Source organism: Salegentibacter profundi (genome assembly GCF_054121475.1).
In genome coordinates this window covers 56867-81231 of record NZ_JBSYGG010000013.1, presented here as the reverse complement: position 1 = coordinate 81231, position 24365 = coordinate 56867, and the positions used below count along the sequence as shown (strand labels likewise).

Genomic DNA, 24365 nt, shown 5'->3' with positions numbered 1-24365 from the left:
AATGGCAAAAATAGGCGTTGTTGTTTTGGCAGCAGGGGCTTCCCGAAGACTTGGTTTCCCAAAACAACTGGTGGAGTTTAAAGGTAAACCTTTGCTACAGCATAGTATGGATGTAGCGGAATTACTTGAATTCGATTGCAGGATTTTAATGTTGGGTTCAAATTCAGAGAAAATTAAAAAGGGACTGGACATCGGGAACTTTGCAATTATCATTAATGAAGAATGGGAACTTGGGATGGGTACGAGCATAAGCAAAGGGGTTGCCGCTGCCCTAAACGCTAATAGTGATCTGGAACATATTTTAATATTACTTTCAGATCAGCCATTTGTTACCAAAGAAAAAATTCAGGAATTAATTCGGATGCATTTAGATAGTAAAAAGCCTGCGGCATTTTCAGAATATGCCGGGGAGGTCGGAGTGCCTGCTATGTTTTCACAGGAAACTTTTTCGGATTTAATGGCGCTAAAAAAAGACCAGGGAGCTAAAAAACTAATACTGGAAGAAAAAATAAGCTTTGAAACCTTAAAGTTTGAAGGAGGAAATTTTGACGTGGATACTGCTGAAGATGTGGAACTATTAAAACGGATGGAATGAAAATCACAATAAAATATTTTGGAATGCTTGCCGAAATCGCGGGTAAAAAGGAAGAAATCCTGGAAGTGAATGAAGGAATTTCTGCCGGGGAGTTGAAAGCCCGACAAATCAACACTTACCAGATTGCTGATCCGGAATCGGTACAGTTAGCCGTAAACCAGGATTTGAATATGGAAATTGAACTAAATGAAGGGGATGAGGTGGCATTTTTACCGCCCTTTGCAGGAGGATGATGAGATACGATAGACAAATAAAGTTAGATGAAGTAGGTCTTTCAGGACAGAAAAAACTGACGAATTTCAGCGTTTTGATCGTTGGAGTTGGCGGACTTGGTTGTCCCGCGGCTCAATATCTCGTAGGTGCAGGAGTTGGGCGAATCGGTCTTATTGATCACGACCGGGTTTCGCTTTCCAACCTTCATAGGCAGGTACTGTTTGATGAAGGTGATGTAGGGAGATCCAAAGTCGCTGTAGCCAGGGAAAAACTTAAAAAACTGAATTCCGAAGTTGAAATTGAAAATTACCAGGAAGCCTTGACTATGGATAATGTCGAAGGTCTTTTTCAGCAATATGATCTTATTTTAGACGGGACCGATAATTTTGAAACGAAATACCTAATCAACGATGCCTGTATTTTAGCGGAAAAACCCTGGGTTTATGCTTCAATTTATAAAAATGAGGGTCAGCTTTCGGTTTTTAATTATAAAAATGGGCCTTCCTACCGCTGTCTTTTTCCTAAAACCACCAGGCTAAATGTGAGCTGTGAGGCAACCGGTGTTTTGGGGGTTACGCCGGGAATATTGGGAATGTTGCAGGCCACCGAAACCCTTAAAATCATTCTTGAAACCGGTAATGTGCTTTCCGGAAAACTAAAACTTATAAATATCCTTTCAGGAACCGGGGAGGTAATGAATATTCAGCAACGACCGGAGGAGATCGAAAAGATCAGAAACAACGGGATTATCCCCGTGAAAATAGAATGTGAACTTAAGGATAAATCAAAAACCTTCCTTGATATTCGTGAGGTTTTTGAACAACCAAAAGTAGCTGCAGAAAATGTAATTCAAATCCCACTGAGCAAGCTTGATGAACGTATTTGGGAAATTCCCAGGGAAGAAGAGGTGCTGGTTTTTTGCCAGGCGGGTAAGCGCAGTAAAAAGCTTGTGGATTTGCTTAAAGCTGAATACGGCTTTGAAAATTTAAATAATGTTGAAGGAGGTATAAAAACTATAATTGATGGATAAGAAAAAACCAAAAAAAGTATTTATGCAGGGCGCAATTCCGCCGGAAAAGATCGCCAAATCGATCGCAAACCATCAGTCAAAGACCAATATCGGGGCGCACAGCATTTTCCTGGGACAGGTTCGTGCCGATGAAATTGATGGTAAAACTGTGAGAGCGATAGATTATTCGGCTTACCAGGAAATGGCCGAGCAGGTATTTCACGAAATAAGAGAGGAGGCATTTTCAAAGTTCAATATTACCTGCGCCCATATTTACCATAGCCTTGGCCAAGTGAAAACCGGCGAATTATGCCTGTTTGTATTTACTTCCTCAGCGCATAGAAAAATTGCTATAGAGGCCTGCAACTATTTTGTCGAAGAAATAAAGGCAAAAGTGCCAATTTTCGGAAAAGAGATTTTCGAAGATCAAACTCATCAATGGAAAGTGAATACATAAATGGTTGATATTACCCATAAAATAACAACGCTTAGGGAAGCTACTGCAATTGCTGTGGTTAAAACTTCCAGTGAAGAAACGATAAAGAGGCTTCAGGAAAATTCCGTGCCCAAGGGCAATGTTTTTGAAATGGCTAAAGCCGCAGGGTTACTGGGGGTGAAAAAGACTCCCGAATTACTACCCGATTGTCATCCCCTACCCATCGAATATACCGGGATTGATTATCAAATTAACGGTCTGGAGATTCAAATTTCAGTGACAGTAAAAACGATCTACAAAACCGGGGTGGAAGTGGAAGCTATGCACGGGGCAAGTATCGTAGCCCTTACGATCTACGATATGCTGAAACCAATTGATAAAAATGTGGAAATTGGAACTATTAAACTTCAGCAGAAAAAAGGCGGAAAATCTTCATTTCAAGTGAATTCAGAAGGACTCACGGCTACAGTGGTGGTTTGTTCCGATACTATTTCAGCCGGAAAAGGAGAGGATAAAGCCGGAAAAGCTATTGTAACAAAAATGAAAGAAATTGGAATAACTTCTGAAATCTTCATTATTCCTGATGAAGCCCAGCAGATTACATCGGCTTTACTTAAAGCAAATTCAGACCTGGTGATATTAACAGGAGGTACCGGAGTAGGGCCGCGAGATGTGACCCCGCAAACCATATCGGCGCTGTTGGATATCAGGCTAAAAGGTGTAGAAGAACAAATGAGAAATTACGGGCAACAGCGAATGCCGTATGCGATGTTGTCCCGTTCAGTGGCAGGAATAAAAGATGGGAAACTGGTACTGGCCCTACCTGGGTCAACTAAGGGAGTGAAAGAGAGCATAGATGCAATATTTCCGCACGTGTTACACGTGTATAAAGTAATTGAGGGAAAAAGACATGAGTGAAGCGAGAAAACAAATAGTAGACAATTTTGGAAGACCACATTCTTACCTGAGAATTTCACTAACCGATAGGTGTAATTTAAGGTGTTTCTACTGTATGCCTGAGGATGGGGTTGAACTTATCGAGAAACCGAATATTATGAGCCTGGAAGAAATTATTGAGTTATCCAGGACATTTCGGGATCTTGGGGTAGATACCATTCGACTTACCGGCGGGGAACCTTTGGTAAGAAAGAATTTTGGCTACCTCGTTGAGGAACTGGCAAAACTCGGAGTGACTTTAAAAATCACCAGCAATGGGATAACTTTGGATAAATACCTGGAGCTGTTTCAAAAGATCGGGCTTCGAAAGATCAATTTAAGCCTGGATACCCTGGATAAGGCCAAATCGGTATTTATCACCAAGCGCGACTATTTTGAGCGCATTATGAGGAACCTGGAAAAAGCCCTGGAGATGGATATGGATGTTAAACTCAACATTGTCTTAATCAAAGGGGTAAACGACAACGAGATCAATGATTTTATTGCCCTTACTAAACATAAGGACCTAACCGTTAAGTTTATTGAATTTATGCCTTTTAAAGGCAATAAATGGGACTGGAGCAAAGGGGTTGGAAAACAGGAAATCCTCGATACGATTTCCGAGCGGTTTGGAACTATTGAGGAACTAAAGAATCCTCGACATAGTACCTCTTCCAATTTTAAAGTGGATGGCCATACCGGAAGTTTTGCTATTGTAAGTACTATTACCAGTCCTTTCTGCGAAGATTGTAACAGGATTCGGGTGACCGCCGATGGAAAAATGATGAATTGCCTTTTTGCCAGTTCTGATACCGATTTGCTGACACCAATGCGAAACGGGGAGCCAATGAATGACATAATAATGAACGCCATAAAAACCAAGAAATATTCCCGGGATGGGATGGATGTAAAAATGGATGCCGATCATTATGAGAAAAACAGGTCGATGATTTCAATAGGAGGCTAATGGTACAAATAGAAGAAGCTTTAAAAATTATTCGCGATCAACAAGTTCAAGTTAAAACTGAAATAAGAGCGTTGAGTGAATGCCTGGGGTATTCACTTTCTAAAGAAATCTCAGCCCCTTTTGATATACCTGCCTTTGACAATTCGGCTATGGATGGTTATGCCCTCTGTGGGATTTCAAGAGAATATAAAATTATAGGAGAAGTAGCAGCTGGGGATGAAATCCAAATTAGTTTAAAGGAAGGGGAAGCGGTACGAATTTTTACCGGGGCACAAATTCCCAAAAATACCACGGCAGTGATGATGCAGGAGAAAACAAAAGTTTCCGGCCATAAACTTTCTCTTGAACAGCCTCCGAAACAGGGGCAGAGTATCAGAAAAAAAGGGGAGGAACTGAAGAAGGGTGATATTGTTTTTCAAAAAGGATACACGATCACCCCGGCAGGAATTGGAATGATAGGCAGTTTGGGATTTGATAAGGTTGAAGTATTTAAAAAGCCAGGCATTGATTTGATTACTACCGGGAACGAACTGGTTAAACCCGGAACACAGAAAAAAGAAGGGCAAATTTATGAATCCAACAGTTATGCATTGCACTCAGCCTGTGAAGATTTTGGGTTTAGCTGTAAGGAAAAAAAACAAATTCAGGATGATTTTAAAGCTATTAAAAGCGGCATAAAAGATTCCCTTGATACTGCTGATATTTTGATTCTTTCCGGCGGCATATCGGTGGGGGATTATGATTTTGTAAAACAGGCGCTGGAAGAGAACGGGGTGCAGGAACAATTCTATAAAGTCTTTCAGAAACCGGGTAAACCTCTTTACTTTGGAAGAAAAGAGAATAAATTTGTATTTGCTCTACCGGGCAATCCCGCTTCTTCATTAAGCTGTTTTTATATTTATGTATTGCCATTACTTTATAAGTTGAGCGGATCTGTAAAAAAGGGGTTAGATCGTTTGAATCTTCCTATTGCCAAAGATTTTGAAAACAAATCTAGCCGGCCATCCTTCTTAAAGGCAAATATTCGGAATGGATTGGTTGAAGTATTAGACGGGCAGGGCTCGTCTATGATAAAATCTATGGCACTTGGAAATGCTTTGGTGTTTATAGACGCCATTACTTCGGTTAAAAAGGGAGATGATGTAGATTGTTACGTAATTTCCTGATATGCTTTTAGAATATCTCCCATTTATTTTCTTTTTTATCGCATTATTTTATAGTTCAGTAGGATTTGGCGGCGGGTCCAGTTACCTGGCAATCCTTAGTCTGGTTTTAGCCGATTTTTATGAAATACGGTCTACTGCATTGGTGCTCAACATTTTTGTTGTGACTATTGGTACACTGGTTTTTATCAAAAATGATGTGCTGAAATTAAAATTAATATGGCCGTTTTTTGTTTTGAGTATTCCATTGGCCTACCTGGGTGCAGTAATTAAATTATCACAAACTACGTTTTTTCTTATCCTTGGAGGCGCCTTGGTGATGGCCGGTATTTTTATGATTTTAAAATTTCTGCAAAACAAAACACAGACTCAAGAATTTTCCAATCCTAAAAAAATTTTTCTTGGCGGGAGTATAGGCCTACTTTCAGGAATATCCGGGATAGGAGGAGGAATTTTTTTGTCTCCAGTATTAAACCTTTTGAACTGGGCAAATCCCCGTATCATTGCATCGCTAGCTTCTGTTTTTATTCTGGTTAACTCCTTAGCCGGACTTATAGGGCTTAATATGGCCGGAACATTTCACGTAAATTATAACCTCATAGTTAAATTGATTATTGCAGTTGTTCTTGGTGGAAGCCTAGGTTCTTATCTTTCTAATAAAAGATTTAACCTGAAATTTCTGGGATTTCTTACGGCGATGCTCGTATTATATGTAGGGCTGCGGTTGGTTTTATCCCACGGATTTGATATTCATATTTAAAAGATTAGGAATTTGCTAATTCTAACTCACCTCCTGGAATTAACAGACAGCAGTGACTTTCTAAATTTTTTTGAAAAGGATTTAGTACTCTCCATAATGATATTTATCATTTTCTACGATCATAATTGGATGTAAATTAGATATATATATTAAGTTATGAGTGTGTTAAACAAGACGACCAGGATAATCTATTGGTTATTGATCATCTTATCCTTTTTCGTGGGATATCTTGTGTATCTTATAATGCCTGATTACAGCGACTTAAAATTTTTAATACTTTTTTCTGGATTACCATTTTGGTTCTTTGTGACCGGCCTTTTTGGTTTGATGTGGCCCATGATAAAGCCCAAAGGAGAATCAAACTATATTATTCATGCTTTAGTAATAGGGGTAATCTTTTTCTTGTTGTTTATTATTCACACTTGGTTAATATTACCTTTCCTCTGTCCTGGATTTAAAGACTGTTTATTATCCTAGTGATCAATAGTTATAGAGTAAGAAATCCAATATTTAAATTATTTATGAAAATTAACTTGTTAATTGCTGTATAAATAAACTTCATTTTCTAATGTTCTACAAATATTAATTTAATTCAGACAGGAAGCTTGCCTTTAAGCTTTATTGTATAAATATCGTTTGGGGATAGGATACTTTTCGCGCCTGAATTATCAATTGATCTTTTCTGGAAACAAAGTCAAACAATAGTTAAAAAATTGTAATTCAGTAATTTAGGGGAATTTCACCCTTTTCTTGTTGGTGTTGAATACTTTACTTTTAAAGAGCTTGAATTTGTTATCACTAAAGTTCTTTATTATGAAAAATTTTTTTCGAAGTTTCGCAGCCCCTCTTGTAGTAATTACTTTTCTCTTTATAGGTTGTAGTAGCGATGATGATTCGTTACCATTTATTGATGAAGAGGAATTTTTGACTGCCAAAATAGATGGTGTGGATTTAATTGTTCCAGATTTTGAAGGAACAATATCTTGCAAGAAATTTGTTACGCACGCCGGGAGTGTTGATGTTTTGTTTAGGTTTGAATCGTCCTCCGGGGAAGGTATAGAATTTAAACTTTCAAATTATTTAGGGAACCACTCCTATTCTTTGGGGCACAATAACTTTCCAGGTAGTTGGATAAAGTATAGAAAGGATCAGGGAGAATGGTTTAATATTAAAGGTAATTCTCATGACCTGATTGAGATATTAGAAGATGATGGCAATTACCTTACCGGAAAATTCGCTTTTCAGGGTCATAATGGTATAGATCTTTCGAGAAAACTAATTTCTGATGGAAATTTTAAAGTGAAAATCGGATTTTAGCCTCACCTAAAAATTGGTTAATCAGTAGCTTTTTAAAAGATAGAAGTTAACAAAATCCTATTTTTTACTTTTAGAAGTATAAAGGGGATTTAATATTGTCGCTTTTCTGAATGAGAACACCTAAATTGGAGAAGAAATATGCAAAAATTCTTCTATGAGCAATTCATTACAAGATAAAATTTCTATTCAATTGCCGATTAAAATCGGGTTTAAGGTCCTTGACGAGGCCCTGAGGAATAAAATAGTTGGTAAAAATATTGAAACAGAGGGAAAAGACGGAGAGCTTTCTACTTATGCAACTATTCTGGACGCTGGCCTGATGAAAAGTGATAAAGTAGGCTTTCATCTTATACTTGATATTAAATTCAAAACCCTTACCTCACTTTTCAAAAATAAAGAGGGTCGGCTATTCCTTTACCTGGTAACTGAATTTGATCCTGATGATCAGGAGCTATATGTTAAGGATTATAAATTAGAAGGGAAAAGTAATAATTGGCTGATGGATAAAGGACTGCAGACTGTGATCAATACTTTTATCTATGAAAAGCTTAAAGAAAAAATGAAGCTAGATTTTTCTCCACACATAGAAAAGCAGCTAAAAAAGATAAATAAGAAGCTGGAGGAACATATAAACCCCTCAGAAGAAATCAGTCTTTCTGGCTATCTTGAAAACTTTAAAATTGTGGATATTATACCAGGAGAAAGTCTTTTTCTCATTTCTGTAAAAGTCGAGGGCTTTGCTATAGCAGAACTGATTAAGATTCCTACTGATTATGTGTAGGCTAAAGAAACAGGCCGAATTTTAGTTCGGCCTGTATAAAATTTTTACTCTTCTCGTATTCCGGGAATTCGCTCGTCAATATACTTTAATGGTTCATCACGCATCAGGTCAAATAATTCTAGTACTCTGCGCATAAGTTGCTCCTCTTCCATCTGTTCATTTACGAACCATTGAAGAAAATATTCAGTGGTGAAATCATTGAGTTTTCTGCATTTCTGAACAAGGTTATGGATGCTTTTTGTAATATCTATTTCCTGATCAAGTGCGGCTTCGAAAATTTCCTCCAGAGAATTAAAATCGTGCATCACACTTTTAACTTCAGGGGCATAGGCCGTCCCACCATTATCGTTAATAAATTTAAATATTTTCAGCATATGTTCTCGTTCCTCAGATGACTGCTCATAAAAGAATTCAGCGCTGTTCACCAATCCATTATGGTCACACCAGGAGGCCATTGCAAGGTACGCAGAGGAGGAAATAGCTTCCTTTTCTATTTGCTTATTAAGCATATCCATGGTCTCTACATTTATGCTTAACTTCTGTCTTACTATATCTTTCATTATTCTTTTTTTTTAAAATTAGCCAAAAAGGTTTTAAGCACCTAATTTTCAGAAGAATTTAGAAAGAGTCTAAACCTAAAAAAGGATTAAACTTCTGCAGAAAGAAGAGAATTAAGTTCCAACATTGCAAAAGTTCCCTTTAGAAGATCTTTAAGGGCTATGCACTGGAAGGTGTCAAAAATGAGAATGTGAGACCGGTTACATAGAACAAAGATTTCGATTCCATGTGCATTTTTTCCGTTGAAATGTGCATCAAGGTCTATATTTTTAACCTGTTCCCGTAATGCAAGTAATTGGCAAAAACTAAGTTTAACCAGTTTATCCCCAAAATCAATATGAAATGCCCGCGAACGATCGCATTGAAAAGAAGTGAAATTATGGGCCTTATAAAGTGTGTTCATTCGGGCCCAAAATTAAACCTTATTTAGAATTATTCCAAATATTAGATCTTAATTTGCCGTTTTATTTGTTGATTCAATGAAATGAAGGTTTCTGTTCTGGAAACCCCTTCAATAGCCTGTATATCTTTATTAAGAACCTGCATTAGGTGTTCATTGTCCCTACAAAGAATTTTTAGAAATATTGACCAGTTTCCTGTGGTATAATGACATTCAATAACCTCCGGAATTTCGTTGAGTTTTTTCACAGCCTGAGGATTGCTGACGGCCTTATCTAAGAAAACCCCCACAAATGCCATGGTTCTGAATCCCAGTACGCGGGGGTCTACAATAAGTTTAGATCCTTCTATCAATCCACTTTTTTCGAGTTTTCGTAAACGTTGGTGCACAGCTGCACCTGTAATTCCTATGCTTCTAGCGATTTCAAGGATAGGCTTTTTGGCATCTTCCATTAAATGATTCAAAATTGTTTTATCGATACCATCTACAACAACATTTTCGTTTACTACTTTCATTAACGTGATTTTTGAAAAAGCTAAAATAACTATTAATTACCTACTTCTCCAAAGGGGTTATATCCCAGGTAGTCAGATTCTTTCTCCTTGAAAACAATATCATGCTTTTCAAGTTCATTTAAAATAGGTTCATATACTTCTCTTTTAATTGGTAATTGTACCCCAGGAGATTTAATCTCTCCATTTAGGATCTTGATTGTTGCAATGGCTACGGGCAAACCTACCGTTTTTGCCATGGCAGTTTCAGTCTGATTCTTACCGATATGTACCATAGTAGAATCTATTTGTCTTTTTTTGCCGTTTAATTCAAAACCAAACTTATGATACATCACAATCATATCTTTGTCATCCGGGGCAAGGGACCACTTTTCCATCAGTATTTTCTGAAGAGCCTGGGCAGGTGTGGCATTTTTTAATCCTATTTTCTTTTTATCATTAAAAATATCGAGTTCCAATAATTTTTCCCACATAAGGTCATCCTGGTCTATTTTTAGATTGTGCCTAAGTTTAAGCTCAACAGAATCAGTAGGGGAATAAGGTAAAAAAGAGTTTACAAAATCTCGATAAGTCATATTCTCTGAATCACTCATTTCAAAGCTATCATCGGTCATACCCAATTGTACAAACATATTCCAGGCACGACTGAACCCCACTCGCCTTATGGTACCGCGATAAAGTGTTAGAATATCTTCAAGACCATATATACTCATATAATCCAGGGAATTCCTGTTGGCATAACCTTCGAATTTTCCATAATCATCGATGTGAAGAAGTTCTGTTCTACGAAATAATCTATGGTATGGGATATATTTAAATTTACCTTCCTGAATAAACTCAGCAACACCACCCTGTCCGGCTACAACAACATTTCTAGGGTTCCAGGTGAATTTGTAATTCCAGAGGTTGGTATCGCTTTCAGGGGCCACAAGTCCTCCTGTAAAAGATTCAAACATCAGCATTTTGCCACCTTTATCTCTTATTCGGTCTATAACCTGCATAGCGCTCATATGATCAATACCGGGGTCAACACCAATTTCATTCATAAAGACTAAATTGTGTGCTTTAACTTCCTTGTCAAGAGCTTTCATCTCTTTGCTAATATAGGAAGCAGTAACCATATTCTTTCTGAACTTAAGGCAGTCCCGGGCAACTTCTATATGAAATCGTGCCGGTAGCATTGAAATAACAATATCTGCCTTTTTTATAGCAGGTTCCCGACTTTCAGATGCAAAAACATCCAGGGCGAGAGCCTCACAGCGTTTATGATTTTGGGTGGCTTTTTGAGCAGTTTCCAGATTCAGATCTCCAATTCTTAGAAAAAGATCTTCCGTTTCTGCATTTTTCAGCAGGTGGTTGATTAGGACGGAAGTAGATTTTCCCGCACCAATTATTAAAATTTCTCGCATAAAATAAGTTAATTTTGTGTAGTCTAACGAATGTATTAAATCTTTACTTCATAAAAAATTAATGGATGAATAAGCAATTTTTAGTTGCAGGAAGTGTTTTTGGTCTTTTAGGAGTAATTATAGGTGCTTTTGCCACACATGGTTTAAGCCCACTTTTGGATGAGGCTTCCCTTAGGTCCTTTGAAACCGGTGTTAAATATCAGATATACCATGCCCTTTTACTTTTAATAATTGGTGGGTTTAAAGTTTCTGGTCTAAAAAAGTTAAAAATCATATTTTATCTTCTGGTTACGGGGCTGATATTTTTCTCTGGCTCTATTTATTTACTTGCCACCAATGACCTCACAGCCTTTGACTTTAGAAGCATTGCTTTGATTACCCCTATAGGCGGAACTTTGCTTATACTCGCTTGGCTTATTTTAGGGCTAAAATTTATTTCGTTAAAAAATGAATAAAATGGTAGAGCGAACTCCTTTTTCTGCATAAGATTTATAATTTTGTACGCCTAAACAAACCACACACTTATTAATTTATGTTCGCAAACACCCAAATTACGAAAACGATTTCGTTAGAGGAGTACGGGATCAAAGACGCAACACTTCACTACCAATTAAGTCCGAAGGAACTACATCAAATTACAATTGAGAAGGGACAGGGCATAGAAGCCAGTTCAGGAGCCTTAGCGGTGAATACCGGGAAATTTACCGGTCGCTCTCCAAAGGATCGATTTATTGTAAGAGATGAACTTACTAAGGATGAAGTTTGGTGGGGGGATATTAATATTCCCTTTGAACCAGAAAAGTTTGACCAACTTTATAACAAGGTCACAGAATACCTCTCGGGAAAAGAAATCTTTGCCAGAGACGCATATGCCTGCGCCGAGGAAAAATACAGGTTGAATATTAGGGTTATCAATGAGTATCCCTGGTCCAACATGTTTGCCTATAATATGTTTCTAAGGCCCGAAGAAGAGGAGCTAAAAAACTTCAAAGAAGATTGGCTTATTCTTAATGCACCTGGGTTTAAAGCCAACCCTGAGGTAGATGGTACCCGAGCAGAGAATTTTGCGATACTCAATTTCAGTAAAAAAATTGCTTTAATTGGAGGGACAGGCTATACCGGAGAAATCAAAAAGGGGATTTTCTCAGCACTCAATTTTATTCTGCCTGTAAATAAGAATACTTTGCCTATGCACTGTTCGGCGAATGTTGGCGATGATAACGAGACCGCTATTTTCTTTGGGTTATCAGGAACAGGTAAAACCACACTTTCTGCAGACCCACAAAGAAAACTCATTGGCGATGATGAACACGGCTGGACTCCGGAACATACCATTTTTAATTTTGAAGGTGGATGTTATGCAAAAGTTATTAATCTTACCCGGGAACAGGAACCGGATATTTTTAATGCAATTAAACCGGGTGCTATTCTTGAGAATGTTATCCTAGATGAAAATGGAGAAGTTGATTTTGAGGATACTTCAATCACTCAAAATACCAGAGTGAGTTATCCAATTGATCACATTAACCATATAAAAAAACCATCCGTAGGTAAAAATCCGAAGAATATATTCTTCCTAACTGCAGATGCCTTTGGTGTCTTACCTCCTATAAGTAGATTAAACCCTGGCCAGGCAGCCTATCATTTTATTAGTGGATACACTGCAAAGGTAGCAGGTACCGAAGCGGGAATTGAGGAGCCTGTGCCAAATTTTTCGGCTTGTTTTGGGGCCCCATTTATGCCCCTCCATCCTACTCGTTATGCAGAAATGTTGAGTAAAAAGATGAAAGAGGAGAAGGTTCATGTTTGGCTTGTTAATACGGGCTGGACCGGTGGACCGTATGGTACGGGCCATCGTATGAAACTGCAGTATACCAGGGCTATGATAAGTGCAGCACTAGAAGGGAAACTCGAGGAAGTCAAATATAATAATCATGAAATTTTCGGTTTAAATATGCCAGTATGCTGTGAGGGAGTTCCGGCAGAGGTGCTTAACCCTCGAAATACCTGGAATGATAAAGAGGAGTATGATAAGAAAGCTAAGGAATTGGCCGCATCATTTAAATCGAACTTTAAAAAATATGAGGAAAACGCCAATTCTGAGATAATCTCAGGAGGGCCAGTATCTTGATTTTTAATTAGTTAATTGGATTGAGAAGATCCGGTGCTGTATTGGCACCGGATTTTTTATATGCCGTTAAATCTAAGCGTGTTTTTTATTTGCCTCATTAATATATTTTTGAAGCGCCATAGTCATGGAAGGCGTTTCTGGTGTCGGAGCTTTGATATTTACCGTGAGCCCATGATCTTTAGCGGCTTTAATGGTCGTATTCCCAAAAACGGCAATCCGAGTGTCGTTTTGTTGAAAGTCAGGAAAATTCTCAAACAGCGATTTAATGCCACTGGGGCTAAAAAACACCAGGATATCATAAGTAACATCCCGCAAATGAGAAAGATCACTCACTACTGTTTTATAAAATGTAGCCTGTTTCCATTCGACTCCGAGCTTATTAAGAGTCTTGGGTACATCCGGTTTTAGCATATCTGAAGAAGGCAGAAGAAACTTCTCATTTTTATATTTCTTGATGAGGGGGGAAAGGTCTGCAAATGTTCTTTTCCCCACATAGATCTTCCGTTTGCGATATACTACATATTTTTGAAGATAGTAAGCAACTGCCTCACTCAAACAAAAGTATTTTAAGGTGTCTGGTACCTTGAATCGCATTTCCTCAGCAATTCTGAAAAAGTGATCTACAGCGTTACGGCTGGTAAGGATTATTGCTGTATACTTGGTTAAATCAACTTTTTGTTGTCTTACCTCTTTGGAAGGAACCCCCTCAACATGGATAAAGGGTATGAAATCAATTTTTACTCGCTGTTTTTCCTCAAGCTCAAAATAAGGTGAATTCTCTATCTTAGGTTCTGGCTGGGAAACCAAAATTGTTTTCACTTTCATATATCAATACTTTAATTTGATCCTGGTTAAATTGTAATAAGCTTATACAAAATAATATAAGGAGCAATTTCGAGAGCGCAAAGGTACAAAATAAAATAGAACCAATTAGTGCTAATGAGGTTTTGATTTTGTTTATAGATCGTGGTCAAGCTTATAATGTTAGTAAGGATGACCAGGGAAAGGATTATATATAAAACATCAGCGGTAGGGGGGAAAGCATAAAAAAATACCAATAAAGGAATAAATAAAAGAAGAGCAATAAAATTACGGTATGCCAGTTTCTGATAGAGATAATAATCCATTATCTTATCCAGGTTAAAAATATTGGCAATAATTTTTTCTACTCCAAATTTTAGTAGAATAAAGCTAGCATAGCCAGTTGCAATCCTAACAAAAAGGATGCTGGGGCTGGTATTCTGAGTGCCTGGCCAAAGAAGTTGGAAAAGAAGAAATAAGAATAAGGATACCGATAAAATATTCACCAAAAACATTAAAATGTTAAAAGGATGAAAAGCCTTATACTCTTTTCCTCTAAACACCATAAATTTGTTCGAAGTTATTAGGGATATAAAATCTTCAAATCGCTGTGGATATACGGATTTGACAAGGCTTAGAAGGATAAATGCACCCAGGAGAATAAGGCTTACCCAGTCTAAAGATTCTACATGTCGTTCAATTGCCTGCAAATGGAATTTTTTACAAATGTAAAATTTTGAAGGTAACCCGGAGATTATAACACTGAAGAAATGAAGATTTAAAATGCATACATTTGTGCAAAAAAAATCGGAATGGTAAAGGGGATTATCATTATACCCACTTACAACGAGATTGAAAATATCGAACGACTTGTTAGAAATGTTTTCTCTCAGAAGCGCAGATTTGATATCCTGGTGGTCGATGATAATTCACCGGATGGTACCGCTGACAGAGTAAGGACTCTTCAAGCAGAGTACCACGATCGTTTGCACCTCAGGGAGCGAAGCGGGAAACTTGGATTGGGGACAGCTTATATTCATGGGTTCAAATGGGCATTGAATAAGGACTATGATTATATTTTTGAGATGGACGCCGATTTTTCCCATAATCCTAATGATTTAATTAGATTGTATAATGCCTGTAAGCGTGGAGGGGCTGATGTGGCCGTTGGATCGCGCTATGCAACCGGGGTAAATGTTATTAACTGGCCTATGAATCGTGTGCTTCTTTCTTGGCTGGCTTCAAAATATGTGAGGTTAATCACCAGGATGAATATTCATGATACCACGGCGGGATTTGTATGTTATAGTAGAAAGGTATTGGAGACCATCAATTTGGATCGAATTCAGTTTGTAGGATATGCCTTTCAGATAGAAATGAAGTTTAAAGCGTATTTGCTTGGGTTCAAGATTACAGAGGTCCCTGTAATCTTTACCGATAGAACACAAGGGACTTCTAAGATGAGTGGAGGAATTATTTCTGAAGCCGTATTTGGGGTAATAATTATGAAATTAAAAAGTCTTTTCAAAAAGGATAAATTGTAATGAAAAAGGTTTTAATCAAGAATGCTCGTATTGTTAATGAAGGGAAAATAAGGGAAGCCGATGTTTTTATTGAAGCTGGAATAATTGTAGAAATTGGGGAAAGCATAAGTCCTAAATCCCCCGATGTCAATATTTTTGATGCCGAGGGAACTTATTTACTTCCGGGAATTATTGATGATCAGGTACATTTTAGGGAGCCAGGCCTTACCCATAAGGATACAATTGAATCAGGGTCAAAAGCCGCAGTAGCCGGTGGTATTACTTCCTTTTTTGAAATGCCAAATACCCTTCCACAAACTACTACCATTGAACATCTGGAAGAAAAATTCAAGTTAGCCGCAGAAAGTTCATACGCCAATTATTCGTTTATGTTTGGCGGTACCAATGACAATCTCGAGGAGATACTTAAAGTTGATCCTAAAACTACGGCCGCCCTGAAACTTTTTTTAGGATCATCTACCGGAAATATGCTGGTTGATAATGAAAAAATTCTAGAAGAGATTTTTTCTAAATCGCCTTTATTAATTGCGGTTCATTGCGAGGATGAAGAAACAATTCAAAAAAATCTGCAGGAATGTATAGAGCGCTATGGCGATGATATACCTATAGAATTACACCCAAAGATCCGAAGCGAAGAAGCTTGTTACCTTTCTTCTTCCAGAGCAGTTGCCCTTGCCAAAAAAACCGGAGCCAGATTGCATGTTTTTCATCTTTCTACCGGAAAGGAAATTGGACTTTTCAGTAATAAAAAAGCACTAAAGGATAAAAAAATAACTGCTGAAGTTTGTATTCATCATTTATGGTTTAACGACTCGGATTACGCAAAGAAGGGGACATTTATTAAATGGAACCCTGCCGTGAAAACAAAAGAAGACCAGGAAGCCTTACTTAAAGGACTTTTGGAGGATTATATAGATGTAGTGGCAACGGATCATGCCCCTCATACCAGAGAAGAAAAGAAAAATCCATATACAAAAGCGCCAAGTGGAGGACCTTTAGTGCAACATGCACTACCTGCAATGCTTCAGCTACATCACCAGGGTAAAATCTCGTTGGAAAAAATTGTTGAGAAGATGTGCCACAACCCAGCAATTCTTTATCAAATAAAGGATCGTGGGTTTATACGGGAAGGTTACAAGGCTGATTTAGTTTTGGTTGACCTCAATGCTCCCTGGGCCGTTCAGCCTGATAATATTGTGTATAAATGCGGTTGGTCTCCTTTTGAAGGAGTCACTTTTAAATCCCGAGTGACCCATACTTTTGTCAATGGGAATCTCGTGTATAAAAACTTTAAGCATCAACCTTTTACTAAGGTTGCGGAAAGGATTGAATTTGATCGATAAAATGAAGAAAGAGCTATATCTTTTAATTTTCATCCTGGTTTTCTCTGCTTGTCAGAATGTGGAGAAAACTAAAAAGCCTGACAACCTTATTACTGAAGATAAAATGGTAGAAGTGTTAACGGAGATTGCGATTATGACTTCTGCCCGTAATTTTAACAAACGTAAATTTGAAGCTACTGGGATTAAACCTCAGGATTATATTAATGAAAAATTTGGAATAGATAGTTTACAATTTGAGCAAAGCAATGCCTATTACGCTGAAAATTATATAGAATATGAGAATATCTATCGTCAGGTTAAAGAAAATCTTCAGAAAATGAAGGGTAGACTGGATTCTATTAGGGAAGTGGAACGGAAAATTAATGATTCAATACTGGCCGCTGAAGAAAATCTTGATAGTCTTCAAATAGATTCTTTAAGGATAAAAAGCGACTCTCTAAAACTTGAGCAGGATAGGAAATTGGATAGTCTTATCAATCCACCCCCTATCGAGGTCCAGTAATATCTTCCTTGAAAATAGTGGTAGTTTCTGAGATTACTTGATCCATCGGTGAAAATTCATAGTCAAGTAAATTCTTTATTTTCTTATTGCTATAGTGCATATCCTCGAATAGAGTTTTAATCGTACTTGTTGAGATCTGGCGTTTAAGTCCAAAAATGCTTCCTGCCTTCATGCCAATCCAGCCAAGCCATAGCATCCATTTTTTAATTCTTTTCCTAGGTATGGGTTTGTCCAGATTCTGGGCAACCTCGGTTATGATTTTTTTGAAACTGGTATTTTCTGAAACAATTATAAACTTTTCATTTTTTACCTCGGAATCCATTAGGAGTTGCATAATATCCACAACATCTTTGATTCCGACAAAGCCGGTGACTTTTGAAAAATAATAGTTCAAGCCTTGCTGAATTCGCGTAAATATAGGGCCACTGCCAGAATCCCAAAATCCCGGTCCTATAATTATTCCCGGATTAACAATAACCATAGGCACTCCTTCCTGGGATCCTCGCCAGACCTCGATTTCTGCACCGTACTTAGAAATGGCATAATCGCTGTGATCCCCTTCAGGATTCCATCCACTGGTTTCATCAATTTCGGACTTTTCGAGGTCCCTGCCAAGGCTGGCTACGCTACTTACATGGCAAAGCTTCTTTATTTTATAGGCTATGCATAAGTTCACTATATTGGCCGTGCCGATAATGTTTGTTTTTCTAAGATCTTTAGCATCATTTGGATCAAAAGAAACCAAGGCGGCGCAATGATAAACCTGCTCCACACCTTCAAAAACTTTTTCCAGGGTGGGGATGTCATTGAGATCTGCCTTTACCCAATCTATTCTATTGTAATATTCAGCGGCTTTTTCTGAAGTTGTATAGAAAGAAAAAATATCTTTAACGCGATTCCGTATGTGTTCACTGCGGAATAATCCGCGTATCTTTTTTTTCTTTTTTGCAAGTTTGAAGGCCAAGTGTGAGCCTACCAATCCTGTAGCTCCGGTGATTAAAATCATGTCGTAAATATAGGGAAAGCTCTTAGGAAAAATAAGAGTTTATGGTATCTTTACGGTTCTTTTTGCATACAAAAATATTATTATGAGCAAGAATTTTGTAGAAGAACTTACCTGGCGAGGTATGGTTCACGATGTGATGCCTGGCACAGAAGAACATTTAGCTGAAACGATGAGGGCAGCCTATGTAGGAATAGATCCTACTGCTGATTCCTTGCACATAGGTCACTTGGTGAGCGTAATGATGCTTCGTCATTTTCAACTTTGCGGGCACAAACCCTTTGCACTGGTAGGAGGTGCTACTGGAATGATCGGTGATCCCTCGGGGAAATCGGCAGAAAGAAATCTTTTAGATGAAGCTACTTTAAGGCATAATCAGGAAGCTCTTAAGAACCAGCTATCAAAATTTTTGGATTTTGAGAGTGAGGCTGAGAATGCAGCAGTAATGGTGAATAATTATGACTGGATGAAGAACTTCAGCTTTTTGGAGTTCATAAGGGATGTTGGAAAACATATCACGGTAAATTATATGATGGCTAAAGATTCAGTAAAGAAGCGATTGTCATCTGAAGCTGCTGAAGGCATGTCCTTTACAGAGTTCACTTATCAATTGGTTCAGGGTTATGATTTTCTGCATTTATTTCGTACACATAATTGCAGTTTACAAATGGGGGGAAGTGATCAATGGGGTAATATTACTACTGGCACTGAACTCATAAGAAGAATTGGCAATGGGAAAGGGTATGCGCTGACTTGTCCTTTGATTACAAAAGCTGACGGAACCAAGTTTGGTAAAACCGAGAGTGGGAATGTATGGTTAGACCCTAAGCGAACTTCGCCTTATAAATTTTACCAATATTGGTTAAATACTAGTGATGTGGATGCCGAAAGGTATATTAAAATCTTTACTTTTTTAAGTAAGGAAGAAATAGAGAAGCTGGTCATAAAACACCAAGAAGCTCCACATTTGAGACAATTACAAAAGACCTTGGCTGAAGAGATTACAACCACGGTTCATTCCCGTGAAGATTTTGAAAATGCTGTAAAAGCTTCAGAAGTTCTTTTTGGAAAAAGTACAGCTCAGGATCTTAAATCTTTGGATGAAAAAACATTCTTAGATGTTTTTGAGGGGGTGCCCCAGACTGAAGTTTCTAAAGATCTCATCGAATCCGGCCTGGATATGATCGGAGCCCTTTCTGCAGAAACAGGATTTCTTAAATCGAACGGAGAAGCAAGAAGAGCACTTAAGGAAAATTCTATAGCAGTTAATAAAGAAAAAGTAAAAGAAAATTACAAGATAACCTCTGATGACCTAATAAATGGAAAGTATGTTATCCTCAATAAGGGTAAAAAAAATACATATATTCTCAGGGTGTTTTAGATAATACAAAGCCCCGTAAACTGGCGTTTACGGGGCTTGCAACTAACTAACCAATCTAATATGAAAAAATTTCACTTAGCCTGTAAGAATTGATAGAGTTTATCCTATTTTCATCTTACATATATTAAGTCGATAGAATTTCAAAAAATTACAATAGATTTTAAATTTTAACGTATAATTTACATTTGTTTAGTTGGTTTTTTGTTTTTTCCTGGTATTCAAACAATTAGAAGGTTGCATCCCCTTATGTCTGAATTATCGAACCGCCCTAATATTTCCGTTTCTCCCTTTCCAGTATTTCTGCCCAAATCCTGACTCGCTATAAATGAACAAGAGTTAATATTGGCCAGATCGATAATATTTATCCCTCCAATCTTCTGCTTTGGAAGTAAACTCAGCGCATCTTCTGAATCACGTATAAGGATTTTCATCCAAGGGGGGCATTCAAATAAGCCTTTCCCTGTTGAATAAGCCTGGGATAGTAACTCTGTCATACCATATTCACTGTGGATTGTAGAAACTCCAAAACCTTTAGATAAAATTTCATGGAGTTCAGTCCTAATCATTTCCTTTCTTCTGCCTTTCATCCCTCCGGTTTCCATAACCTTAGTATGTTTGAGGTTAAAGCTGTAACGTTCTACCAGGTCGAGAAGCGCAAAAGAAACTCCTATAAGTAAGGTCTTCTTACCTTCTGATTCAACTTTTTCCAGGGTTTGCTGTAATTCATCCAGGTTACTGAGGTAAAATCCGCTTTCGGGATGGTGGCTTTTTTCTATAAGAGCATTGACCATGTAAATTAGGGAAGATCCATTGCGCTCCAGGTATGATGGGAGAAGGGCCAGAATAACCAGTTCTTCAGGATCTCCGTAAATATTTTTAAATGCTTGAAAAAAACTTTTTTCGTAAATGCTTAAGTCGGTTACGTAATGTTTGCTGGTTTGTTTTCCGGTCGTTCCGCTACTTGTAAAGACAATTTCAGGTTCTGATTTTGATGAAATTATTCGATGTGATTTAAAGAATTCAATCGGTAAGAATGGAATTTCCTCTATATTCCTTAATGTTCCCGGACGCTTCTCTAACAGGTCACAGAATTTTCTGTAGACATTGTTATGCTTGTATTGGTAGGCAAAAACTTCAAGAGCCAGACTCTGGAACTCAGTCCCATTTTTAATCGATAATATTTTGTCTGAATACATACGCCAAAATTAAGCGGGAATACTTAATAAAAAAAGCTTCCGAAAACAGAAGCTTTTAAATTCTCTAAGTATAACTGGATTATTTAACGATCAGTTTTCTTGTTGCCTTATTGCCATTTTCCGTTATCTTTAAAATATAAATTCCTGGCGCAAGTGTAGAAACATCCATCTCCTTACCCATTAACCGTGTCTTATAAATAGGTTTTCCTATTACATTATAAATTTCGATTTCCTTTTCTAAATTGTAGGTAGTGTTAATGTATACCTTTCCGTTAGTAACAGGGTTGGGATAGATTGATAAACCATCTATAGAATGTTCTGTTTGACTTTTCCCATAAGACGATTCCTGAGCCACAGCAGGTGCCGAAACCCAAAGGAATACTGCTAGGAGAAATGTAAAAAGGTAGTATTGCTTCATTCTTTTATATAGTGGTTATTACAAACTTACAAATTAAATTTCAAAAATCCTGCCACAAAATACAGGTATTTGATATTAAAAAAATATTAAAAAAAGGCTGCCCAGACCGGGCAACCTATTCTAGCTAATTCAAAACAATTCCAATATCTAAAATTTGTAACTATAACTTAATGAGATAGGTGTCCCTGGATTTTTCAGAGAAAATATCTGATCTTTTGCTCCATAAGACTGGAATCTGCTTTCAATATTATCCCCCAAAATATTGGAGACCTTTAAGGAAATAGTTGAATTTTTCTCTTCCCCAAAAGATTTATTCAAATTGAAATTAAGGCTATGAAAAGGCATGGTATATACATCTGGCACCGTCCCTAAACCAACAAGTTCGAGCGTCTTTCCCTGGGTATTGTAAAAAATACCGGCCTGCCAGCCGCTTTCAGGATCTGTATAATCGAAACCTGCATTTATCAGCAAAGGAGACTGCCCTTGTAATTGCCTTGTGCCATCAAATTCTTCACCTGGCCTTAAGTTGCGCTGTCTTGATTCAAACTCCCCACTTGGGCTTCGATCCATTTCTACTTTGGAATCAATTACCGAAATATTTAAATTAATGCTAAGTTTTCTTAATGTTTCGGTGATAAATCTAAAATTCTTTCTTATTTCAATTTCAGTTCCTAAAACAGTGGCGTCATTAACGTTTCTTGGTTGGAAATTATCTGCGGAAAAATCGCTATAAATAGAAAGCTCAATGGGATCTGTAAATTTTTTGTAGAAAGCACTTATTGCGAAAAACTGCGCATCATTCCCATAGAGTTCGTAACGCACATCTATGTTGTCAACATAAGTAGGCTGTAGGTTTATATTCCCAATAAAAGTCCTCTTGGTTAGCGGGTCGTAAATCTGGGCAATGGAAGCTTCTTTAAAAGAAGGTCTTGCCGTGGAACGACCATAAGAAAGCCTAAGATTACTATCGTTATTAAGACTATAAATAAAGTTTGCTGAAGGAAAAAGGTCGGTTTTATCTATAAGGTGTTCATCTTTCAGGATTAAATCTCCCAAGTTATTTTGCCCTGTATAGGTTAGATCAAATTTTTCAAGCCTTAAACCAAGTATTGCTTTTAGGTTTTCGGTTACATTAAATTCTTCCGAAACGTATGCGGAAGCATTGGTGTTAAAAGCATCGTAAGTGTTGGCGGGTTCGTAGAATCCATTAATATAGGATCCAACCTGGTTTTCCGTAGTCCAGATATTACCGGGTGCAAGAACCTGGTTTGGGTCTCCATCAAAACTTTGACTAATAGACCCTTGAATAAGAATTTGATACTGATCTATGGTGAAATCCCTTTGTTTATAGGTGTAGCCTCCACCAAATTTTAAGCTTGCGTCCCTTCCAAAAAGCTGATGCCTCTTTGTTAGGTTTACTTTTCCCGCAAGGTTTATCTCTTCCAGGTTTCTCCAGATCCTGGTAGGACTTTCAGATGAACTCGGACGAATACTATAGGTATTATTGCTGGGGTTATATTCAAAAGCAGTGATTCTTACATCTTTATCGTAAACATGGGAAAAGCTTGGTGAAAGTTTCCACTGGGTAGTCCAGCTTGCATCTTTGTTGGTGTGCTTTCCGCTTAATAATGCGTTAGTGATGGAGCGCTGAGTGTATTCCAGGTTATCTCTAAAAACCCGAATGGCGTCAGAAACAAGAATTTCTTCTTCAAAATTACCGGCAGTAGATTCACCATTTTGAATGTGTAGTAAATTAAGCTGGTATTTAGATTGTTTGGTTTTAAGAGCAAGTCCGGTTAACCCGCTAATCAATACATTTTCCTTTCCGACATCACCGCTCAATAATCTTGCAGGACGCAGTTCTAACTCTGAAGTTTCCCTCGGCTTTAACCAGGAATTGTTTTCCAAATCTTCAAAATATTCTGAGGTGTTTTTATAAGAAAGCGATGCAAAATAACCTAGTTTATTATTTTTCTTACCAACTTCATATTGGTTACCAGCTGTAAAGCCTAGACTAAAATCCATATTGTTCTTTTTTCGTGTGCCTCCTAAAGTTGGGTTAAAACGTTCGGTTATTCTGGTTAACGCTGCGTCATTGTCAAATGGTCTGGGAAAAGACTGGTTTCTATTTACAGGGCGATCTCTTGTGCCATCATCAAATCCCAGAAAATCTGTTTTTCCACCCTCATATTTTAAGAAATCTGAGTTGAAGTGCATAGATGGATTATAGGTAGCACCAAACGAAACACTGTATTCCTCTCGGCTAGGGAAATCCTTGGTAATAATATTTACCATTCCCCCGGTAAAATCGGCAGGATTATCTGCAGTTAATGATTTTATCACGATTACATTATCCAAAATATTCGTGGGGAATATGTCCATCTGTAAAGTATTGCGGTCTGGGTCCAGGCCTGGAACGTCCATCCCGTTTAGGATAGATTTGGTGTACCGGTCTCCCAAACCTCTTACGTAAACATATTTTCCGCCTTGCACAGAAACACCGGGTATTGTTTTTACAGCTGAAGAAACTTCTCCTGCTCCAATTTTGTCAAAAGTTTGAGAAGATAGGCCATCGGTAAGGTTAACTGCATTTCTTTGCATGTTTAATACCGAAGCCTCAGTATCCCTGGCCGTAGTTGTGGTAATTACAACCTCATCTAAAGCCCCTGCAGAAGATTTCATTTCGACATTAAGGGTGGTCACTTCTCCTTTCTCTACAACAACGTCAGTTACTTCTAAGGTTTCGTAGCCAACAAAAGAAAAGACAACGATATAAGTTCCCGGTGCGGTATTTAAACTAAAATCTCCTTCAAAATCTGAGGTGGTACCGGTATTGGTGCCTTTAAGGGTTACATTGGCGAAAGGCATCACATCGTTTGCTTCAACATCAAAAATAGATCCTGAGATCGTTCCGCTTTGTGCCTGTGCCAGACTGATAAATAAACAAAAGAATAAAACTACTGAAAATTGAGTTTTCATATAAACTTAGA

The 24365-nt window shown here is 37.7% G+C and carries 26 protein-coding genes; 16 read left to right on the top strand and 10 right to left on the bottom strand.

Annotated features, from left to right (window positions below):
* The first annotated feature begins 1 nt into the window (after position 1).
* From ACW6NC_RS14200 to ACW6NC_RS14155, 10 genes are all read left to right on the top strand, one after another.
* Positions 2-595 carry a nucleotidyltransferase family protein gene (locus ACW6NC_RS14200; RefSeq protein WP_457866993.1) on the top strand — a complete coding sequence of 198 codons (594 nt, stop codon included), beginning with the start codon at positions 2-4 and terminating at the stop codon, positions 593-595.
* Positions 592-828: a MoaD/ThiS family protein gene (locus ACW6NC_RS14195; protein ID WP_457866992.1), complete on the top strand. Its 237-nt coding sequence runs from the start codon at positions 592-594 to the stop codon at positions 826-828. Before ACW6NC_RS14200 ends, ACW6NC_RS14195 begins: the two co-directional genes overlap by 4 nt.
* Positions 825-1838, top strand: coding sequence for a ThiF family adenylyltransferase (locus ACW6NC_RS14190; RefSeq protein WP_457866990.1), 1014 nt, complete (start codon positions 825-827; stop codon positions 1836-1838). Before ACW6NC_RS14195 ends, ACW6NC_RS14190 begins: the two co-directional genes overlap by 4 nt.
* Positions 1831-2274 (top strand): molybdenum cofactor biosynthesis protein MoaE, encoded by a 444-nt coding sequence (locus ACW6NC_RS14185; protein ID WP_457866989.1) that lies wholly within the window; start codon positions 1831-1833, stop codon positions 2272-2274. The genes ACW6NC_RS14190 and ACW6NC_RS14185 overlap by 8 nt, the downstream gene beginning before the upstream one ends.
* Positions 2275-3171: a bifunctional molybdenum cofactor biosynthesis protein MoaC/MoaB gene (gene moaCB / locus ACW6NC_RS14180; RefSeq protein ID WP_457866988.1), complete on the top strand. Its 897-nt coding sequence runs from the start codon at positions 2275-2277 to the stop codon at positions 3169-3171. It abuts the gene before it with no gap.
* A complete protein-coding gene (gene moaA / locus ACW6NC_RS14175) occupies positions 3164-4156 on the top strand; it encodes a GTP 3',8-cyclase MoaA (protein ID WP_457866986.1) in 993 nt (330 codons plus the stop codon). Before moaCB ends, moaA begins: the two co-directional genes overlap by 8 nt.
* The gene (locus tag ACW6NC_RS14170; protein ID WP_457866984.1) at positions 4156-5322 is read left to right on the top strand and encodes a molybdopterin molybdotransferase MoeA; all 1167 of its coding nucleotides are present in this window, start codon (positions 4156-4158) and stop codon (positions 5320-5322) included. Before moaA ends, ACW6NC_RS14170 begins: the two co-directional genes overlap by 1 nt.
* 1 nt (position 5323) lies before the next feature.
* Positions 5324-6079 carry a TSUP family transporter gene (locus ACW6NC_RS14165; protein WP_457866982.1) on the top strand — a complete coding sequence of 252 codons (756 nt, stop codon included), beginning with the start codon at positions 5324-5326 and terminating at the stop codon, positions 6077-6079.
* 813 nt (positions 6080-6892) lie between these two features.
* Entirely contained in the window at positions 6893-7396 is a 504-nt protein-coding gene (locus tag ACW6NC_RS14160; RefSeq protein ID WP_457866980.1) for a hypothetical protein, read from the top strand.
* A 154-nt stretch (positions 7397-7550) separates the two neighbouring features.
* Complete coding sequence (locus ACW6NC_RS14155; protein WP_457866978.1) at positions 7551-8177, top strand: DUF4403 family protein; 627 nt, start codon at positions 7551-7553, stop codon at positions 8175-8177.
* Positions 8178-8221: 44 nt separating this feature from the next.
* On the opposite strand, the gene ACW6NC_RS14150 is transcribed toward ACW6NC_RS14155, so the two are convergent.
* The 4 genes from ACW6NC_RS14150 to ACW6NC_RS14135 form a co-directional block, all read right to left on the bottom strand.
* A complete protein-coding gene (locus ACW6NC_RS14150) occupies positions 8222-8737 on the bottom strand; it encodes a ferritin (protein ID WP_457866976.1) in 516 nt (171 codons plus the stop codon).
* Positions 8738-8823: 86 nt separating this feature from the next.
* Entirely contained in the window at positions 8824-9138 is a 315-nt protein-coding gene (locus ACW6NC_RS14145; protein ID WP_457866974.1) for a hypothetical protein, read from the bottom strand.
* 41 nt (positions 9139-9179) lie between these two features.
* Positions 9180-9650: an Lrp/AsnC ligand binding domain-containing protein gene (locus ACW6NC_RS14140; RefSeq protein ID WP_457866973.1), complete on the bottom strand. Its 471-nt coding sequence runs from the start codon at positions 9648-9650 to the stop codon at positions 9180-9182.
* Positions 9651-9682: 32 nt separating this feature from the next.
* Entirely contained in the window at positions 9683-11056 is a 1374-nt protein-coding gene (locus ACW6NC_RS14135) for a saccharopine dehydrogenase family protein (RefSeq protein WP_457866971.1), read from the bottom strand.
* Between the two features lie 65 nt (positions 11057-11121).
* Between ACW6NC_RS14135 and ACW6NC_RS14130 the strand changes: the two genes are divergently transcribed.
* Together ACW6NC_RS14130 and pckA are read left to right on the top strand one after the other, a co-directional pair.
* Positions 11122-11511, top strand: coding sequence for a DUF423 domain-containing protein (locus tag ACW6NC_RS14130; protein ID WP_457866969.1), 390 nt, complete (start codon positions 11122-11124; stop codon positions 11509-11511).
* A 77-nt stretch (positions 11512-11588) separates the two neighbouring features.
* Positions 11589-13187, top strand: a complete 1599-nt coding sequence (gene pckA / locus ACW6NC_RS14125) for a phosphoenolpyruvate carboxykinase (ATP) (protein WP_457866967.1) — start codon at positions 11589-11591, stop codon at positions 13185-13187.
* A gap of 72 nt (positions 13188-13259) precedes the next feature.
* Here pckA and ACW6NC_RS14120 read toward each other — a convergent pair whose 3' ends face one another.
* Both ACW6NC_RS14120 and ACW6NC_RS14115 read right to left on the bottom strand, forming a co-directional pair.
* Entirely contained in the window at positions 13260-14012 is a 753-nt protein-coding gene (locus ACW6NC_RS14120; RefSeq protein ID WP_457866965.1) for a uroporphyrinogen-III synthase, read from the bottom strand.
* A gap of 26 nt (positions 14013-14038) precedes the next feature.
* Positions 14039-14698 carry a DUF4271 domain-containing protein gene (locus ACW6NC_RS14115; protein WP_457866963.1) on the bottom strand — a complete coding sequence of 220 codons (660 nt, stop codon included), beginning with the start codon at positions 14696-14698 and terminating at the stop codon, positions 14039-14041.
* Between the two features lie 102 nt (positions 14699-14800).
* Here ACW6NC_RS14115 and ACW6NC_RS14110 point away from each other — a divergent pair, with 102 nt between their 5' ends.
* The 3 genes from ACW6NC_RS14110 to ACW6NC_RS14100 are packed head-to-tail and all read left to right on the top strand — an operon-like array spanning position 14801 to position 17377.
* On the top strand, positions 14801-15532 hold the full coding sequence (locus ACW6NC_RS14110) for a polyprenol monophosphomannose synthase (protein WP_457866962.1): 732 nt from the start codon (positions 14801-14803) through the stop codon (positions 15530-15532).
* Positions 15532-16875, top strand: a complete 1344-nt coding sequence (locus ACW6NC_RS14105; protein ID WP_457866960.1) for a dihydroorotase — start codon at positions 15532-15534, stop codon at positions 16873-16875. The genes ACW6NC_RS14110 and ACW6NC_RS14105 overlap by 1 nt, the downstream gene beginning before the upstream one ends.
* A gap of 1 nt (position 16876) precedes the next feature.
* Positions 16877-17377, top strand: coding sequence for a DUF4296 domain-containing protein (locus ACW6NC_RS14100; RefSeq protein WP_457866959.1), 501 nt, complete (start codon positions 16877-16879; stop codon positions 17375-17377).
* On the opposite strand, the gene ACW6NC_RS14095 is transcribed toward ACW6NC_RS14100, so the two are convergent.
* Positions 17361-18383, bottom strand: coding sequence for an NAD-dependent epimerase/dehydratase family protein (locus ACW6NC_RS14095; protein ID WP_457866958.1), 1023 nt, complete (start codon positions 18381-18383; stop codon positions 17361-17363). The two genes, ACW6NC_RS14100 and ACW6NC_RS14095, sit on opposite strands and share 17 nt — an antisense overlap.
* Positions 18384-18465: 82 nt before the next feature.
* Here ACW6NC_RS14095 and tyrS point away from each other — a divergent pair, with 82 nt between their 5' ends.
* The gene (tyrS, locus tag ACW6NC_RS14090) at positions 18466-19761 is read left to right on the top strand and encodes a tyrosine--tRNA ligase (protein ID WP_457866956.1); all 1296 of its coding nucleotides are present in this window, start codon (positions 18466-18468) and stop codon (positions 19759-19761) included.
* 218 nt (positions 19762-19979) lie between these two features.
* On the opposite strand, the gene ACW6NC_RS14085 is transcribed toward tyrS, so the two are convergent.
* The 3 genes from ACW6NC_RS14085 to ACW6NC_RS14075 form a co-directional block, all read right to left on the bottom strand.
* Positions 19980-20957, bottom strand: coding sequence for a LuxE/PaaK family acyltransferase (locus ACW6NC_RS14085; protein WP_457866954.1), 978 nt, complete (start codon positions 20955-20957; stop codon positions 19980-19982).
* Positions 20958-21036: 79 nt separating this feature from the next.
* Complete coding sequence (locus tag ACW6NC_RS14080) at positions 21037-21375, bottom strand: T9SS type A sorting domain-containing protein (RefSeq protein ID WP_457866952.1); 339 nt, start codon at positions 21373-21375, stop codon at positions 21037-21039.
* A 147-nt stretch (positions 21376-21522) separates the two neighbouring features.
* The gene (locus ACW6NC_RS14075; protein ID WP_457866950.1) at positions 21523-24354 is read right to left on the bottom strand and encodes a TonB-dependent receptor domain-containing protein; all 2832 of its coding nucleotides are present in this window, start codon (positions 24352-24354) and stop codon (positions 21523-21525) included.
* Positions 24355-24365: the final 11 nt, after the last annotated feature.

Coding starts and splice junctions, on each gene's coding strand:
- pckA (WP_457866967.1), top strand. CDS start 11,589: ATGTTCGCAAACACCCAAATTACGAAAACGATTTCGTTAGAGGAGTAC.
- ACW6NC_RS14130 (WP_457866969.1), top strand. CDS start 11,122: ATGAATAAGCAATTTTTAGTTGCAGGAAGTGTTTTTGGTCTTTTAGGA.
- ACW6NC_RS14165 (WP_457866982.1), top strand. CDS start 5,324: ATGCTTTTAGAATATCTCCCATTTATTTTCTTTTTTATCGCATTATTT.
- ACW6NC_RS14100 (WP_457866959.1), top strand. CDS start 16,877: ATGAAGAAAGAGCTATATCTTTTAATTTTCATCCTGGTTTTCTCTGCT.
- ACW6NC_RS14155 (WP_457866978.1), top strand. CDS start 7,551: ATGAGCAATTCATTACAAGATAAAATTTCTATTCAATTGCCGATTAAA.
- ACW6NC_RS14200 (WP_457866993.1), top strand. CDS start 2: ATGGCAAAAATAGGCGTTGTTGTTTTGGCAGCAGGGGCTTCCCGAAGA.
- ACW6NC_RS14140 (WP_457866973.1), bottom strand. CDS start 9,650: ATGAAAGTAGTAAACGAAAATGTTGTTGTAGATGGTATCGATAAAACA.
- ACW6NC_RS14095 (WP_457866958.1), bottom strand. CDS start 18,383: ATGATTTTAATCACCGGAGCTACAGGATTGGTAGGCTCACACTTGGCC.
- ACW6NC_RS14120 (WP_457866965.1), bottom strand. CDS start 14,012: ATGAAAGTGAAAACAATTTTGGTTTCCCAGCCAGAACCTAAGATAGAG.
- ACW6NC_RS14145 (WP_457866974.1), bottom strand. CDS start 9,138: ATGAACACACTTTATAAGGCCCATAATTTCACTTCTTTTCAATGCGAT.
- ACW6NC_RS14190 (WP_457866990.1), top strand. CDS start 825: ATGATGAGATACGATAGACAAATAAAGTTAGATGAAGTAGGTCTTTCA.
- ACW6NC_RS14110 (WP_457866962.1), top strand. CDS start 14,801: ATGGTAAAGGGGATTATCATTATACCCACTTACAACGAGATTGAAAAT.
- ACW6NC_RS14170 (WP_457866984.1), top strand. CDS start 4,156: ATGGTACAAATAGAAGAAGCTTTAAAAATTATTCGCGATCAACAAGTT.
- ACW6NC_RS14080 (WP_457866952.1), bottom strand. CDS start 21,375: ATGAAGCAATACTACCTTTTTACATTTCTCCTAGCAGTATTCCTTTGG.
- ACW6NC_RS14135 (WP_457866971.1), bottom strand. CDS start 11,056: ATGCGAGAAATTTTAATAATTGGTGCGGGAAAATCTACTTCCGTCCTA.
- ACW6NC_RS14075 (WP_457866950.1), bottom strand. CDS start 24,354: ATGAAAACTCAATTTTCAGTAGTTTTATTCTTTTGTTTATTTATCAGT.
- ACW6NC_RS14185 (WP_457866989.1), top strand. CDS start 1,831: ATGGATAAGAAAAAACCAAAAAAAGTATTTATGCAGGGCGCAATTCCG.
- ACW6NC_RS14160 (WP_457866980.1), top strand. CDS start 6,893: ATGAAAAATTTTTTTCGAAGTTTCGCAGCCCCTCTTGTAGTAATTACT.
- moaA (WP_457866986.1), top strand. CDS start 3,164: ATGAGTGAAGCGAGAAAACAAATAGTAGACAATTTTGGAAGACCACAT.
- ACW6NC_RS14195 (WP_457866992.1), top strand. CDS start 592: ATGAAAATCACAATAAAATATTTTGGAATGCTTGCCGAAATCGCGGGT.
- ACW6NC_RS14105 (WP_457866960.1), top strand. CDS start 15,532: ATGAAAAAGGTTTTAATCAAGAATGCTCGTATTGTTAATGAAGGGAAA.
- tyrS (WP_457866956.1), top strand. CDS start 18,466: ATGAGCAAGAATTTTGTAGAAGAACTTACCTGGCGAGGTATGGTTCAC.
- ACW6NC_RS14150 (WP_457866976.1), bottom strand. CDS start 8,737: ATGAAAGATATAGTAAGACAGAAGTTAAGCATAAATGTAGAGACCATG.
- ACW6NC_RS14085 (WP_457866954.1), bottom strand. CDS start 20,957: ATGTATTCAGACAAAATATTATCGATTAAAAATGGGACTGAGTTCCAG.
- moaCB (WP_457866988.1), top strand. CDS start 2,275: ATGGTTGATATTACCCATAAAATAACAACGCTTAGGGAAGCTACTGCA.